The organism is Streptomyces bohaiensis (genome assembly GCF_012033785.1).
Taxonomy (GTDB): domain Bacteria; phylum Actinomycetota; class Actinomycetes; order Streptomycetales; family Streptomycetaceae; genus Streptomyces; species Streptomyces bohaiensis.
Genome location: NZ_JAAVJC010000129.1, coordinates 1 through 13,490, shown reverse-complemented (window position 1 = coordinate 13,490; position 13,490 = coordinate 1). Strand labels below are relative to the sequence as shown.

The window sequence follows — 13,490 nt, the reverse complement described above, 5'->3', positions numbered from 1 at the left end:
GCCGCGTACGCGGCGCTGGTCGGAACGACGTCCGAGCGGGTGGCGGTCGGCTCGTCGGTGGCGGTGCACGTGGCGCTGGTGGCCGCGTCCCCGGGCCGCCGGTCTCAGCCGGTTGCCGTCGATGCCAGCGCCTCGACGGCCCGGTCGACGTCCGCCGCGTCGTTGTAGAGGTGGAACGCCGCCCGCAGCGCCCCCTGGCGGCGGGCGACGCGGACCCCCGCCCGGTGCAGCGCCTCCGCCGCCCCCTCGGTCTGGGGGAACGCGACGATCGGGCTGCCGGAGTCGGGCACCTCCCGGCCCAGCTCCGCCAGCCCTGCCCGGAACCGCGCCGCCAGCGACCGGTCGTGCGCGGCGATCTGCTCGGTGCCGAGCTCGGCCAGCAGCCGCAGCGACGGAGCCGCCGCCAGGTACGGAAGGAAACCGGGGCTCTGGTCGAAACGCCGCGCGTCGCGGGCGAGTTCGGTCACCGGGCCGTAGCAGCTGAGCCACGGCTCCTCCCCGGCCACCCACCCGGCGTGCAACGGGCGGAGGCCGCCGAAGTCGGCCGGCACGGTGAGGAACGAGACGCCCCGGGGCGTCAGCAGCCACTTGTACCCGCCGCACACCGTGAAGTCGAACCCGTCGGCGGTCAACGGGAGCCACCCCGCCGCCTGCGTGGTGTCGACTAGGGTCCGTGCGCCGTGCTCGCGGGCCGCCGCCGTCAGCGCACCGAGGTCGACGACCCGGCCGTCGGCCGACTGCGCCGCACTCACCGCCACCAGCTCGGTGCCCGGACCCACCGCGTCGACGAGCTCGACGAGCGGCACCTGCCGCAGCCTCAGCTCCCCGCGCTGGTCGAACGGGGTGGGCAGTGAGCTGAACTCCTCCCGGGCGACCAGGACCTCGGCGTCCGGCGGGAGCGACGCGGCCACCAGCGCCACGTGCACCGCCACCGACGAGCCGACCGCCACCCGCTCGGACGTCGTTCCGACCAGCGCCGCGTACGCGGCCCGTACCCCGTCCACCGCGCGCAGGCACGCCGCCTGGTCCAGCGTCCCGTCCGCCATACGGGCCGCTGCCTGCCGTACCGCGGCGACGGACCGTCGGGGCAGCAGACCGTGCGAGGCGGTGTCGAGGTAGGTCCCTCTCGGGGAGAACTCCTCCCGCAGTGCGTCCATGGACCATGTCTGGCCCGCGCGCCGGCCCGCCACACGCGCCCCCGCCGGGGAACCGGGGGCGCGTCCGCCGGCGTTGTGCGCCCGCGCACCCCGCTCCGGGGCGCGATCCTTGAGAAAAGCCGGGTGCGTTCCTAGGATCGCGTTGTTACCGCGACGTAGCGCAACGGACCACGGGGGGACCATGCCGACCCACGCCGCCGTGCCGCCCGCAGGCGCACCGGGCGGAGCCGCGAGGGGGTGCGGTCCCGGCCGCGCCGCCGCGGAGCCCCGCTTCCGCGCTCCGGCCGCCTTCCGCCGGTCGCGACCCGGCGCGGGCCGCGCGCCCACCGCGCCCCCCTGCCGGGGCGGTCTTCCGCGCCCCCGTGCCGGAACCGCCTGACGCGCTCCCGTGCCGTGCGCAACCGCGCCGGCAGACCGCCGAGCGCGCCGCGCCGCCCCGGGTGCGCCGCGCCCGGGCTCGTCCGGCCGCCACCCGCCTCCACGAAAGGCCCCCATGAGCACCGACGCCTACGTGTACGACGCGTACCGCACCCCCCGCGGCCGCGGCAAAGCCGGCGGCTCCCTGCACACCGTCAAACCGATCGACCTCGTCACCGGTCTGCTGCACCGTCTGGAAGGCCGACTGCCCGGCCTCGACCCCGCCGCCGTGGACGACGTCGTACTCGGCGTGGTCAGTCCGCACGGCGACCAGGGGTCCGACATCGCCAAGATCGCCGCGCTGGCGGCCGGGCTTCCCGAGTCCGTCGCGGGCGTGCAGCTCAACCGGTTCTGCGCCTCGGGGCTGGAGGCGGTCAACACCGCCGCGGCCAAGGTGCGTTCCGGCTGGGAGGAACTGGTCCTGGCCGGCGGTGTGGAGTCCATGTCGCGGCTGCCCATCGGCTCCGACGGCGGCGCCTGGATGATGGACCCGATGACGAGCCTGACGACCGGGTTCGTCCCCCAGGGCATCGGTGCCGACCTCATCGCCACGCTGGACGGCGTCGGACGGCGGGAGGTCGACGCCTACGCGGCGCTCTCCCAGGAGCGCGCCGCCACGGCCGCGAAGGAGGGCCGGTTCGACCGCGGGCTGGAGCCCGTCGTCGACCGGTCGGGGCTCACGGTGCTCGACCACGACGAGTTCCCCCGCCCCGGCACCACCGCCGACTCCCTCGCAGCGCTCCGCCCCTCGTTCGCGAAGCTGGGAGAGCAGGGCGGGTTCGACGCGGTCGCGTTGCAGAAGTACCACCACCTGGAACGCATCGACCACGTCCACCACGCCGGGAACTCCTCCGGCATCGTCGACGGCGCCGCGCTGGTGGTGGTCGGCAGCGAGGCGGTGGGCCGCCGCCTCGGGCTGACGCCGCGCGCCCGCATCGTCTCCGCGGCCGTCACCGGCTCCGAACCGACCGTGATGCTCACCGGACCGGCACCGGCCAGTCGCAAGGCCCTGGCCCGCGCCGGTCTCACCGTCGACGACATCGACCTCTTCGAGGTCAACGAGGCGTTCGCCGCCGTGGTGCTGCGGTTCGCACGGGAGATGGGCGTCGGCCTCGACCGCATCAACGTCAACGGCGGCGCCATCGCCCTCGGCCACCCGCTGGGAGCCACCGGGGCGATGATCCTCGGCACCCTGCTGGACGAGTTGGAGCGGTGCGACCTGCGGCTCGGCCTCGCCACGCTCTGCGTGGGCGGCGGAATGGGCGTGGCCACCGTGATCGAGCGGGTGTGACGCGGGCCGCGCCGCAGCCGCGGGGTGAACCCGCCCCCGCCGGCCCCTCCAGGACCGCCCCACCGCCCCGCCCAGCGAAAGAGACCGCCATGACCCCACCCGCCGAAGCCGCAGCCGCCGCCGACGCATCACCGATCCACTGGCACCGCGGCGCCGACGGCATCGTGACCCTCACCATGGACGCGCCCGGGCGCTCCGCCAACACCGTGGACGCCGCGTTCGTCACCGCGCTCACCGCCGTCGCCGACCGGCTGGAGGGGGAACGCGACACGGTCCGCGGCATCGTCCTCACCTCCGCCAAGGAGACGTTCGTCGCCGGGGGCGACCTCGACGAACTCATCGCCGCCGGCCCCGAGGACGCCCGCCAGGTCTTCGACTTCTCCATGGCGCTCAAGCGCGCGCTGCGCCGCATCGAGACGCTGGGCATGCCGGTCGTCGCCGCCGTCAACGGCACCGCGCTCGGCGGCGGACTGGAGCTCGCGCTCGCCTGCCACCACCGCATCGTGCTCGACGGGCCCGGCACCCGTCTGGGACTGCCGGAGGTCACCCTGGGCCTGCTTCCGGGAGGCGGCGGCGTGGTCCGCACCGTGCGGATGCTCGGCATTGCCGACGCGCTGCAGCACGTGCTGCTGGAGGGTGCCCGCCACACCCCGGCCCACGCGCACGCCCTCGGGCTGGTCCACCACGTCGCCACCTCCCCCGAGGAGATGCTCGGCGCCGCGCGGGCCCACATCGACGCCCATCCGCGGTCGCGTCAGCCGTGGGACGAGGACGGGTACCGCATCCCCGGCGGCACGCCCGGCACCCGGTCCCTCGACGCGGTGCTTCCGTCCTTCGCCGCCCACCTGGCGCGCCGCACCGGCGGCGCCCCGCTGCCCGCGCCGCGGAACATCCTGGCGGCCGCGGTGGAGGGGGCGCAGGTCGACTTCGAGGGCGCCCAGGTGATCGAGAGCCGCTACTTCACGGAACTCGTCGTCGGGCAGACCGCGAAGAACATGACGCAGGCGTTCTTCTTCGACCGCCGGACGGTCGACTCGGGTGCCGCCCGGCCGCAGGACGAGCCCCCGCACCGGGTGCGCCGGGTGGGGGTCGTGGGGGCGGGCATGATGGGCGCGGGCATCGCCTACGTGTGCGCCCGCGCCGGGATCGAGGTCGTGCTGCAGGACGTCAGCCGGGCGGCCGCCTCGCGGGGCCGGGCCCACTGCGAGCGCCTGGTGGCCGCTGCCGTCGCGCGCGGCCGGGCCGACGAGGCCGAGGCGGCGGCGCTGCCCGCGCGGATCACCGCCACCGACGCGGTGGACGACCTCGCCGGCTGCGACGTCGTGATCGAGGCCGTCTTCGAGGACACCGCGCTGAAGCACCAGGTGCTGGCGGCCGTCGAACGGGTGGTGGGCGAGGACGCGCTGCTCTGCACCAACACCTCGACGCTGCCCGTCAGCGGCCTGGCGGAGGCCGTCACCCGGCCCGGGGACTTCCTGGGGCTGCATTTCTTCTCGCCGGTCCACCGGATGCAGCTGGTGGAGATCGTGCGGGGCGAGCGCACCGGTGAGCGCGCGCTGGCGCGCGCCTTCGACCTCGTCCGGCAGCTCGGCCGGACCCCGATCGTCGTCAACGACGGGCGGGGCTTCTTCACCTCCCGGGTGATGGCCCGGTTCCTTCAGGAGGGCGTGGCGATGCTGGGGGAGGGGGTGGCGCCCGCGTCGGTGGAGCAGGCCGCGGCCCGGGCGGGCTACCCGACCGGGCCGCTCGCGCTGCTGGACGAGCTGACGCTGACGCTTCCGCTGCGGATCCGGGCCGAGGAACGGGCCGCCGCCGAGGCGGCGGGGGAGGAGTGGGTACCGCACCCCGCCGACGCCGTGCTGGCGAGCATGGTGGAGGAGCACGGCCGCACCGGCCGTGCCGGGGGCGCCGGTTTCTACGCGTACGACGAGGACGGCGCGCGGGCGGGGCTCTGGCCGGGGCTCGCGGAGGCGTGGCCCCCCGGCGGCGTGGGCCGACCGATGGCCGAGCTCACCGAACGCCTGCTGCTCGTGCAGGCGTTGGAGAGCATCCGGCTGCTGGAGGAGGGCGTGCTCACCTCGGTGGCGGACGCCAACGTCGGGTCGCTGCTGGGTATCGGCTTCCCGCCGTGGACCGGCGGCGTGCTCCAGTACGTCAACGGCCACCCGGGCGGACCGGCGGAGGTCGCCGCGCGGGCGGCCGCATGGGCGGACCGTCTCGGCCCGCGGTTCGCGCCGCCGGCCATGCTCCTGGAGAAGGCGGCGAGCGGACAGCTGTTCGGCGACGTGCGTCACCGGCCCGTGGGGGCAACCCCGGTCACCGGGTAGTCCTCTGCCGCGCACCCCGCCACGTGCGGCTGTCCCGAGCCTTGAGCCCCGCCCCTGCTTCGTCCGGGGGCGGGGCCGCTCGTCGTTCCGGCCGCGGTCAGCCGGGAGGCGGGAAGCACGAGGTTCCGGGGTGTGGCCGGTGCGCGCCGGGGTAGGTGAACGAAGTCGTATCGATCCGTTTGCGTTTCGCAGCCCGGGTGTCTACGCTCGTGCGCTGGGAAACGACATCGTTTCGATCTGCGGATCGATGATGGGATGGCCGCCTCCGGCCGGAGGACCGGCCCCGTCGACAGGACACGGAATGACCGAGCAACCCGGCGTCACCGCCCCCAGGGCCGGCAGCCGCAGTGGCCGGACCAAGCTCACGGAGGAACGTGAGCAGGAGCTCTACGAGGCCGTCCTCGCCGAGTTGCGGGAACGCGGCTACGAGGCCCTCACGATGGACGCCGTCGCCGCGCGCTCCCGGTCGAGCAAGGCCACTCTCTACCGGCAGTGGCAGACCAAGACGCGGCTCGTCACCTCCGCCCTCCGGCACGCCAAGCGGCTCTCGCTCGACGACGTCGACACCGGGTCGCTGCGCGGGGACCTCCGGGAGATGTGCGGGCGGGTCGGGGCGGAAGCGCCCGACGACACCGCCGTCATCCACGCACTCTCGCATGCCTGCCGCAACGACCCGGACCTCCACCTCGCCGTCCGCCAGGTCATCATCGACCCGGAGATCGAGGTGCTCGAACGGGCTCTGCGCCGCGCCGAGGAGCGCGGCGAACTCGCCCCCGGCAACCCCGCGGCGGAGTTCGTCGTGCACTCGATCATCGGCGCCTTGATCGCCCGGCCGCTCATGGAGGGCCGCTACCCGGACTCCGACTTCCTCCGCCGCTTCGCGGACACCATGATCATCCCGCTGCTGCTCCCCGAGTCGGAACCTGCGGGCTGACCGGCTGCGGCCCGACGGGTCGCAACCGGCCGTGGCACACCACCACACCGACCGTCACCCCGGCTCGACGGCCGCCGCAGGCCGCCGGGGCGGACCCCCACCTGCCCGGACCGAATAGGAGACACCCGCCGCCATGGCGACTTTTCTCTACAAACTGGGACGCGCGTCGTTCCTCAAGCGGCGCCTCGTAGCCCTGCTGTGGGTGCTGCTGCTCGGTGCCACCGGCCTCGTCGCCGCCACCAACGCCAGTCAGCCGTCCAACGAGATATCGATGCCGGGCACCGAGGCCCAGGAGGCGTTCGACCTTCTCTCCGATCGCTACCCCGGTATGGGAGTGGACGGGGCGACCGCCCGCGTCGTCTTCCGCGCCGAGGACGGCACCATGGACGACGCGGCCAACCAGGAGGCGGTGGCAGGGGTCCTGCAGGAGCTCGAGCAGAGCTCCGACGAGGTCGCCTCCGTCACCGACCCGTTCGAGGTCGGCGCGGTCAGCCAGGACTCCACCACCGCCTACACGCAGGTCTCCTACCTCGTGAGCGGCTTCGAGCTGGACGACGCGGACCGCGACGCGCTGGAGGCCGCCGCCGAGACCGGCCGGGACGCGGGGCTGATCGTCGAGATCGGTGGCGACGCCCTCTTCGAGATCCCCGCCACCGGCATCGCCGAGGTCATCGGCATCGCCGTCGCGGCGGTGGTCCTGGTCGTCACCCTCGGCTCGCTGGTCGCCGCCGGGCTGCCGCTGATCACCGCGCTGGTCGGCGTCGGCATCTCCGTCCTCACCATCACCGTCCTCAGCGGCCCGCTGGAGCTGGACACCACCACGCCCATCCTGGCCATGATGCTGGGGCTCGCGGTCGGCATCGACTACGCCCTGTTCATCGTCTCCCGCTACCGCGCGGAACTCGACGAGGGCCACTCCAAGGTCGAGGCCGTGGGGCGCGCCTCGGGCACCGCGGGCTCCGCGGTCGTCTTCGCGGGCCTGACCGTCATCATCGCGATGGCCGGACTCGCCGTCGTCAACATCCCGATCCTCACCAAGATGGGCTTCGCCGCCGCCGGTGCGGTCGCCGTCGCGGTGCTCGTCGCCGTCACCCTGATCCCCGCGGTCCTCGGCTTCGCCGGCGACAAGGTGCGCGGCAGCCGCCGCACGGCCGCCGAGGGCGACGACACCGGAGCCCCCCGCACCTCCGACGAGGACGGTGCCGGCGCGCCCGGCACCGATGCCGGGACCGAGCGTCCCAACATGGGAACCCGCTGGGCCCGGCAGGTCATCCGGCGCCCCGTCGCCGTGCTGGTGGCCGCCGTGGTCGGCCTCGGCGTCATCGCCATCCCCGCGAGCCAGCTGGAACTGAATCTGCCGGACGAGGGGTCCTCGGCACCCTCCACCACCCAGCGCCAGGCGTACGACATGCTCGCCGAGTCCTTCGGCCCGGGCGTCAACGGTCCGCTGCTGGTGGTCCTCGACGGCGACGGCGGCGGCGACGCGATGGCCGCCGCCGAGCAGCTCACCGAACGCGCCATGGCGCTCGACGGGGTCGTGGCGGTCACCCCGCCGCAGCCCGACGAGAGCGGCACCACGGCGCTGCTGACCGTCGTCCCCGCCTCCACCCCCTCCAGCACCGAGACCGAGGACGTCGTCAACGACATCCGCGACCTCGCCGCGGAGCTGGAGCAGGAGACCGGCGCGACGCTGGCCGTCACCGGCCAGACCGCCATGGGCATCGACATCTCGCAGAAGCTCGACGACGCCCTCGTGCCCTACCTGGCGCTCGTCGTCGGCCTGGCCTTCGTGCTGCTGATGGTCGTCTTCCGCTCGCTGCTGGTGCCGCTGAAGGCCGCGCTCGGGTTCCTGCTGTCCGTCATGGCGGCGCTCGGCGCCGTGGTCGCCGTCTTCCAGTGGGGCTGGCTCGCCGGCCCGCTGGGCGTCGAGACCACCGGCCCGGTGATGAGCCTGATGCCGATCTTCCTCATCGGCGTCGTCTTCGGCCTCGCGATGGACTACGAGGTCTTCCTCGTCACCCGCATGCGGGAGGCCTACGTCCACGGCGCCACCCCGGAGGAGGCGATCGTCACCGGCTTCCGCTACGGCGCCCGGGTCGTCACCGCCGCCGCGATCATCATGATCAGCGTCTTCGCCGGCTTCGTCAGCGCGACCGAGCCCATGATCAAAATGATCGGCTTCGGCCTCGCCGTCGCCGTCCTCTTCGACGCCTTCGTCGTCCGCATGGCGATCGTCCCGGCGCTGCTGGCGCTGCTGGGCCGCTCGGCCTGGTGGCTCCCCGCCTGGCTGGACCGCATCCTGCCCAACGTCGACGTCGAGGGCGAGCGACTGGTCACCGCCGCCCCCGCCGACGCCACGGGCGGCAGCGCCGCCACCGCCGCGACCGAGGCGGCCGCCGCCCGCGAGGAGGAAACCGTCGAACCGCGCCGCTGACCGGCGCCCCGACCGGCCCTGCCCCCGGGCACCCACCAGGTGCCCGGGGGCAGGCGCGTCCGGTGCCTCGCGGTCACAATGGCACCGGGAGGTACCGAGATGACCGCACCGCACCAGGGCCCCGCCGCCCCGAGCCGCCGTACCGCCCCGCCCGTCGGGCCGCCCCCGGACGGCATGCTCTGGGCGTTCTACGGGGACGTCCGCTTCCTGATGTGGCTCCCCGCCGCCCTCGCCCTGCAGGTCGCACTCCCCGGCGTCGGCGCGGGCGTCGACGAGCACTCGGTCTTCCGCACCGACCCCTGGGGACGCGCCGACCGCTCGGTCCGCTCCGCCCTGCTCTGGGTCTACGGCGGGGAGGAGGCCGCCGCCGAGGGGCGCCGCCTGCGCCGTCTGCACCGCTCCATCGCCGGCACCACCCCCGACGGCCGCCGCTACCACTCCCTCGACCCCCACTTGTACGGCTGGGTCCACGCCACCGGTTTCCCGGTGATGCTGCGCGCCCTCGCCGTGCTCCACGGCCGCGACTGCACCCCGCAGGAGCAGGAGGCCCTCTACCGCGAATGGCGCACGGTCGGCGTGCTGCTGGGGCTGCGCGATCGCGATCTCCCCGCCACGGCAGCGGAGTTCGAGCCTCGCTACCGGGCGTGGCTGGACGAACTGGTCGCCACGCCCGTCGTTCGCGAACTGACCGACCCCCGCAACACCGTCGGCCCGCCCGACCACGGACCCCGCGCAGTGAGGGTGCCGTTGCGAATCGCCTGGCCGCTGCTGCGCCGCCCCACCGCCCGGTTGCTGGCCTTCCTCACCGTCGGCCTGATGCCCTCCGAGGCCCGCGCTGCCGTGGGGCTCGCGTGGAGCGACCGGCAGGAGCGCCGGCTGCGCCTCCTGGGTCGGGCGACCGCCGCCGTCGTCACCCGGCTTCCCGAACGGCTGCGTTACCTCCCCGATGCCGCACGAGCGCGGCGCGTCCACCGAGCCCTCCACTGATCGCGGCCGGACCCGTGACGTACCGCCGATCGCGCCCCACAGGTCCGGAAGACGCGGTCAAATCCCACGAATGTCCCCCGGCCCTGCCACAATGCTCGGGCACCCGCGCCCCCGCCTCGTCCGGCCCCGCCTCGCGGCGCCGAACCGCGGAGGGCGGCCACCGCACCGAAGGAGACAGGGGCCCTATCCCCGTGAACCGCGTGACCAACTCCGTGGCAGACCGCTCGATCGAAACCCGGATCGCCGACGAACTGGGCGTCCGGGAAGGGCAGGTGACGGCCGCCGTCGGACTGCTCGACGGCGGGGCCACGGTGCCGTTCGTCGCCCGCTACCGCAAGGAGGTGACCGGGGCCCTCGACGACAGCCAGCTCCGCACCCTGGAGGAACGCCTCCGCTACCTGCGGGAGTTCGAGGAGCGCCGTGACGCGGTCCTGGAGTCGGTGCGCTCCCAGGGCAAGCTCACCGAGGAACTCGAGAGGAGCATCCGGGCCGCCGAGACCAAGGCCCGGCTGGAGGACATCTACCTCCCCTACAAGCCCAAGCGCCGGACCAAGGCGCAGATCGCGCGCGAGGCGGGACTGGAGCCGCTGGCGGACTCCCTGCTCGCGGACCCCTCGACCGACCCGGCCACCGCGGCCGCCGGCTACGTGGACGCCGAGCGCGGCGTGGAGAGCGCCGACGCCGCGCTCGCCGGTGCCCGGGCCGTCCTCACCGAGCGCTTCGGCGAGGACGCCGACCTGGTCGGCGAAGTGCGCGAGCGCATCTGGGAGAAGGGCCGCCTGACCTCCCGGGTCCGTGAGGGGCGCGAGGCCGAGGGCGCGAAGTTCTCCGACTACTTCGACTGGTCCGAGCCGCTGGCCACCATGCCCTCCCACCGTGCGCTGGCGATGTTCCGCGGCGAGAAGGAGGAGTTCCTGGAGGTCGCCCTCGCCCCGGAGGAGCCGGACGCCGGCGCCGAGGGCCCCTCGCCGTACGAGCGCGCCGTCGCCCACCGCTTCGGCATCGCCGACCGCGGCCGACCGGCCGACGCCTGGCTGCTGGAGACGGTCCGCTGGGCCTGGCGCACCCGGCTGCTGGTGCACCTCACCCTCGACCTCCGTACCCGGCTGCGCACCGCCGCCGAGGACGGTGCCGTCGGCGTCTTCGCGACCAACCTCCGCGACCTGCTGCTGGCGGCCCCCGCCGGCACCCGCGCCACCATGGGCCTGGACCCGGGGCTGCGCACCGGCGTCAAGGTCGCCGTCGTCGACGCCACCGGCAAGGTCGCCGCCACCGACACGGTCTACCCCCACGCGCCGCAGCGGAAGTGGGACGCCGCGCTGGAGCGGCTGGCCCGGCTGGCCGCCGAGCACCGCGTCGAGTTGATCGCCGTGGGCAACGGCACCGCCTCCCGAGAGACGGACAAGCTCGCGGGCGAGCTGGTCGCGGCGCTGCCCGAGCTGAAGCTGACCAAGGCGCTGGTCTCCGAGGCGGGCGCCTCGGTGTACTCCGCCTCCGCCTACGCCTCCAAGGAACTTCCGGAGCTCGACGTCTCGCTGCGCGGCGCGGTCTCCATCGCCCGACGGCTCCAGGACCCGCTGGCCGAGCTGGTGAAGATCGACCCCAAGTCCATCGGCGTGGGCCAGTACCAGCACGACCTGGCGGAGGGGAAGCTCTCCCGGTCGCTGGACGCGGTGGTGGAGGACTGCGTCAACGGGGTCGGTGTCGACGTCAACACCGCCTCCGTCCCCCTGCTGGCACGGGTCTCCGGCGTCTCCGCGACGGTCGCCGAGAACATCGTCGCCCACCGCGACGCCCACGGTCCGTTCCGCAGCCGCCGCGCGCTGAAGGACGTGCCGCGCCTGGGCCCGAAGGCGTTCGAGCAGTGCGCGGGCTTCCTCCGAGTGCGCGACGGGGAGGACCCGCTCGACGCCTCCAGCGTCCACCCGGAGTCCTACCCGGTGGTCCGCCGGATGGCCGCGGCCACCGGTACCGCCGTCCCCGACCTCGTCGGCAACACCGCGCTGCTGCGCTCGCTGCGCCCCGAGGACTTCGCCGACGAGGCGTTCGGCCTGCCCACGGTCACCGACATCCTGGGCGAGCTGGAGAAGCCGGGCCGTGACCCGCGCCCCGCCTTCCGGGCGGCGCGGTTCAAGGAGGGCGTGGAGAAGATCGGCGACCTCGCGCCGGGGATGATCCTGGAGGGCGTCGTCTCCAACGTCGCGGCCTTCGGTGCCTTCGTCGACGTCGGCGTCCACCAGGACGGGCTGGTGCACGTCTCCGCCATGTCCGACCGGTTCGTCTCCGACCCCCGCGAGATCGTCAAGCCGGGCGACATCGTTCGTGTCAAGGTGCTCGACGTCGACGTACCGCGCAAGCGGATCTCGCTGACGCTGCGCCTGGAGGACTCCACCGCCGCCCGCGGGGGCGAGGCCGGGCGCGGGGAGGCCGGCGGCCGCGGCGGCGACGGTGGCGCACCCCGACAGCGGGACCGTCGCGGCGGCAGGGGCGAGGGCCGCGGGGACGGTCGCGGTGGTGCCCGTTCCGGCCAGGACGGCGGTCGCGGCGGTCGTCGCGGCGGCCAGGGCGGCGACGGTCGGCGGCGCACCGAGCAGCCCGCCAACAGCGCGATGGCGGACGCGCTGCGCCGCGCCGGGCTGACGGGGGAGTCCCGCCGCTGACCCCCGTCTGCCGCCGCTCGGGCCCCGGTTCTCCCCGGCCGGCCTCTTGACACGACCGCCGTGCGATGCGCCGGACCCGGGCAACCGCCCCGGGTCCGGCGCTTTCGTGTGTGACGCGGGTCGCACCCGTGGCCGGAGCTTGCCTGACTCGCGGGTAACAACTTACGGTGGCGTAACCTACGGCATCGTAGGTAGTCCGCCTAAACATTCTCGGCTGGAGAGCCCGTGACGATCACCCCCGCCCACCCTGCGAAGTCGGACCAGTGGACCGACGCACGGCTGCTCTACGCGCTGGAAGAGGTGGTGGAGCGGGAGATCAACCGGCACCTGAAGGTCGCCAAGGACTGGATGCCGCACGAGTACGTCCCGTGGAGCGAGGGCCGCAACTTCGACGGGCTCATGGGCGGCGAGGCCTGGGACCCGGAGCAGTCGAGGGTCAGCGAGATCGGCCGCATCGCGCTGGTCGTCAACCTCCTCACCGAGGACAACCTGCCGAGCTACCACCACGAGATCGCCACGCTCTTCGGCCGCGACGGCGCCTGGGGCACCTGGGTGCACCGGTGGACCGCGGAGGAGGGCCGCCACGGCATCGTCATGCGGGACTACCTGCTGACCACCCGGGCGGTCGACCCGGTCAAGCTGGAGCAGTTCCGCATGGCGCACATGTCGGAGGGGTTCGAGTCCGACAACGCCCACTCGATGCTCCACTCGGTGGCGTACGTGGCCTTCCAGGAACTGGCCACCCGGATCTCCCACCGCAACACCGGGCACCAGTCGGGCGACCCCATGTGCGACCGCATGCTGGCGCGCATCGCCACCGACGAGAACCTGCACATGGTGTTCTACCGGAACCTGCTGAAGGCCGCGTTCGAGATCGCGCCCGACGACACCATGTGCGCCGTCCGCGACGTGGTGGTGCAGTTCCGGATGCCCGGCCACGGCATGCCCGGGTTCGAGCGCGCCGCCGCCCAGATGGCCATCGGCGGGATCTACAACCTCCGCATCCACCACGACGACGTGCTCCAGCCGGTCCTCCGCCACCTGCGGGTGCTCGACATCGACGGTCTGGGCCCCGAGGGGCTGAAGGCCCAGGAGGAGCTGGGGCTGTTCATGGGCGGTCTGGACGCCGAGGCCACCAAGCTCGACGAGAAGCTTGAGGCGCGCCGCGCCCGCATCGCCGCCCGCAAGGCGGCCGCCGCGGGCTGACTCCGGCGCCCCCGGCTGCTGTCGGCCCCGGGCGCACCGCTGCCCGCTTCGGCCGCGCCGCGTGCCCCGGGCCGAAC

Annotated in this window: 8 protein-coding genes; 7 read left to right on the top strand and 1 reads right to left on the bottom strand. The window is 74.3% G+C overall.

Annotated features, from left to right (window positions below):
* Positions 1-104 precede the first annotated feature (104 nt).
* Positions 105-1,157, bottom strand: coding sequence for an aminotransferase class V-fold PLP-dependent enzyme (locus tag HCN52_RS15000; RefSeq protein WP_168088951.1), 1,053 nt, complete (start codon positions 1,155-1,157; stop codon positions 105-107).
* Positions 1,158-1,650: 493 nt separating this feature from the next.
* On the opposite strand from HCN52_RS15000, the gene HCN52_RS14995 reads away from it, so the two are divergent.
* The 7 genes from HCN52_RS14995 (at position 1,651) to HCN52_RS14965 (ending at position 13,413) form a co-directional block, all read left to right on the top strand.
* Entirely contained in the window at positions 1,651-2,865 is a 1,215-nt protein-coding gene (locus tag HCN52_RS14995) for an acetyl-CoA C-acetyltransferase (RefSeq protein WP_168088950.1), read from the top strand.
* 89 nt (positions 2,866-2,954) lie between these two features.
* Complete coding sequence (locus HCN52_RS14990) at positions 2,955-5,192, top strand: 3-hydroxyacyl-CoA dehydrogenase NAD-binding domain-containing protein (RefSeq protein ID WP_168088949.1); 2,238 nt, start codon at positions 2,955-2,957, stop codon at positions 5,190-5,192.
* 301 nt (positions 5,193-5,493) lie between these two features.
* Positions 5,494-6,126 carry a TetR/AcrR family transcriptional regulator gene (locus tag HCN52_RS14985; RefSeq protein ID WP_168088948.1) on the top strand — a complete coding sequence of 211 codons (633 nt, stop codon included), beginning with the start codon at positions 5,494-5,496 and terminating at the stop codon, positions 6,124-6,126.
* A 133-nt stretch (positions 6,127-6,259) separates the two neighbouring features.
* On the top strand, positions 6,260-8,560 hold the full coding sequence (locus tag HCN52_RS14980) for an MMPL family transporter (RefSeq protein WP_168088947.1): 2,301 nt from the start codon (positions 6,260-6,262) through the stop codon (positions 8,558-8,560).
* Positions 8,561-8,659: 99 nt separating this feature from the next.
* Entirely contained in the window at positions 8,660-9,547 is an 888-nt protein-coding gene (locus HCN52_RS14975) for an oxygenase MpaB family protein (protein WP_168088946.1), read from the top strand.
* Positions 9,548-9,747: 200 nt separating this feature from the next.
* Positions 9,748-12,207 carry a Tex family protein gene (locus HCN52_RS14970; protein WP_168088945.1) on the top strand — a complete coding sequence of 820 codons (2,460 nt, stop codon included), beginning with the start codon at positions 9,748-9,750 and terminating at the stop codon, positions 12,205-12,207.
* A gap of 225 nt (positions 12,208-12,432) precedes the next feature.
* A complete protein-coding gene (locus HCN52_RS14965) occupies positions 12,433-13,413 on the top strand; it encodes an acyl-ACP desaturase (RefSeq protein WP_168088944.1) in 981 nt (326 codons plus the stop codon).
* The last annotated feature ends 77 nt before the right edge of the window (positions 13,414-13,490 follow it).

Bases quoted from the DNA above. Each gene is read 5' to 3' on its own strand.
- HCN52_RS15000 (WP_168088951.1), bottom strand. From the start codon at position 1,157: ATGGACGCACTGCGGGAGGAGTTCTCCCCGAGAGGGACCTACCTCGAC.
- HCN52_RS14990 (WP_168088949.1), top strand. From the start codon at position 2,955: ATGACCCCACCCGCCGAAGCCGCAGCCGCCGCCGACGCATCACCGATC.
- HCN52_RS14985 (WP_168088948.1), top strand. From the start codon at position 5,494: ATGACCGAGCAACCCGGCGTCACCGCCCCCAGGGCCGGCAGCCGCAGT.
- HCN52_RS14995 (WP_168088950.1), top strand. From the start codon at position 1,651: ATGAGCACCGACGCCTACGTGTACGACGCGTACCGCACCCCCCGCGGC.
- HCN52_RS14980 (WP_168088947.1), top strand. From the start codon at position 6,260: ATGGCGACTTTTCTCTACAAACTGGGACGCGCGTCGTTCCTCAAGCGG.
- HCN52_RS14975 (WP_168088946.1), top strand. From the start codon at position 8,660: ATGACCGCACCGCACCAGGGCCCCGCCGCCCCGAGCCGCCGTACCGCC.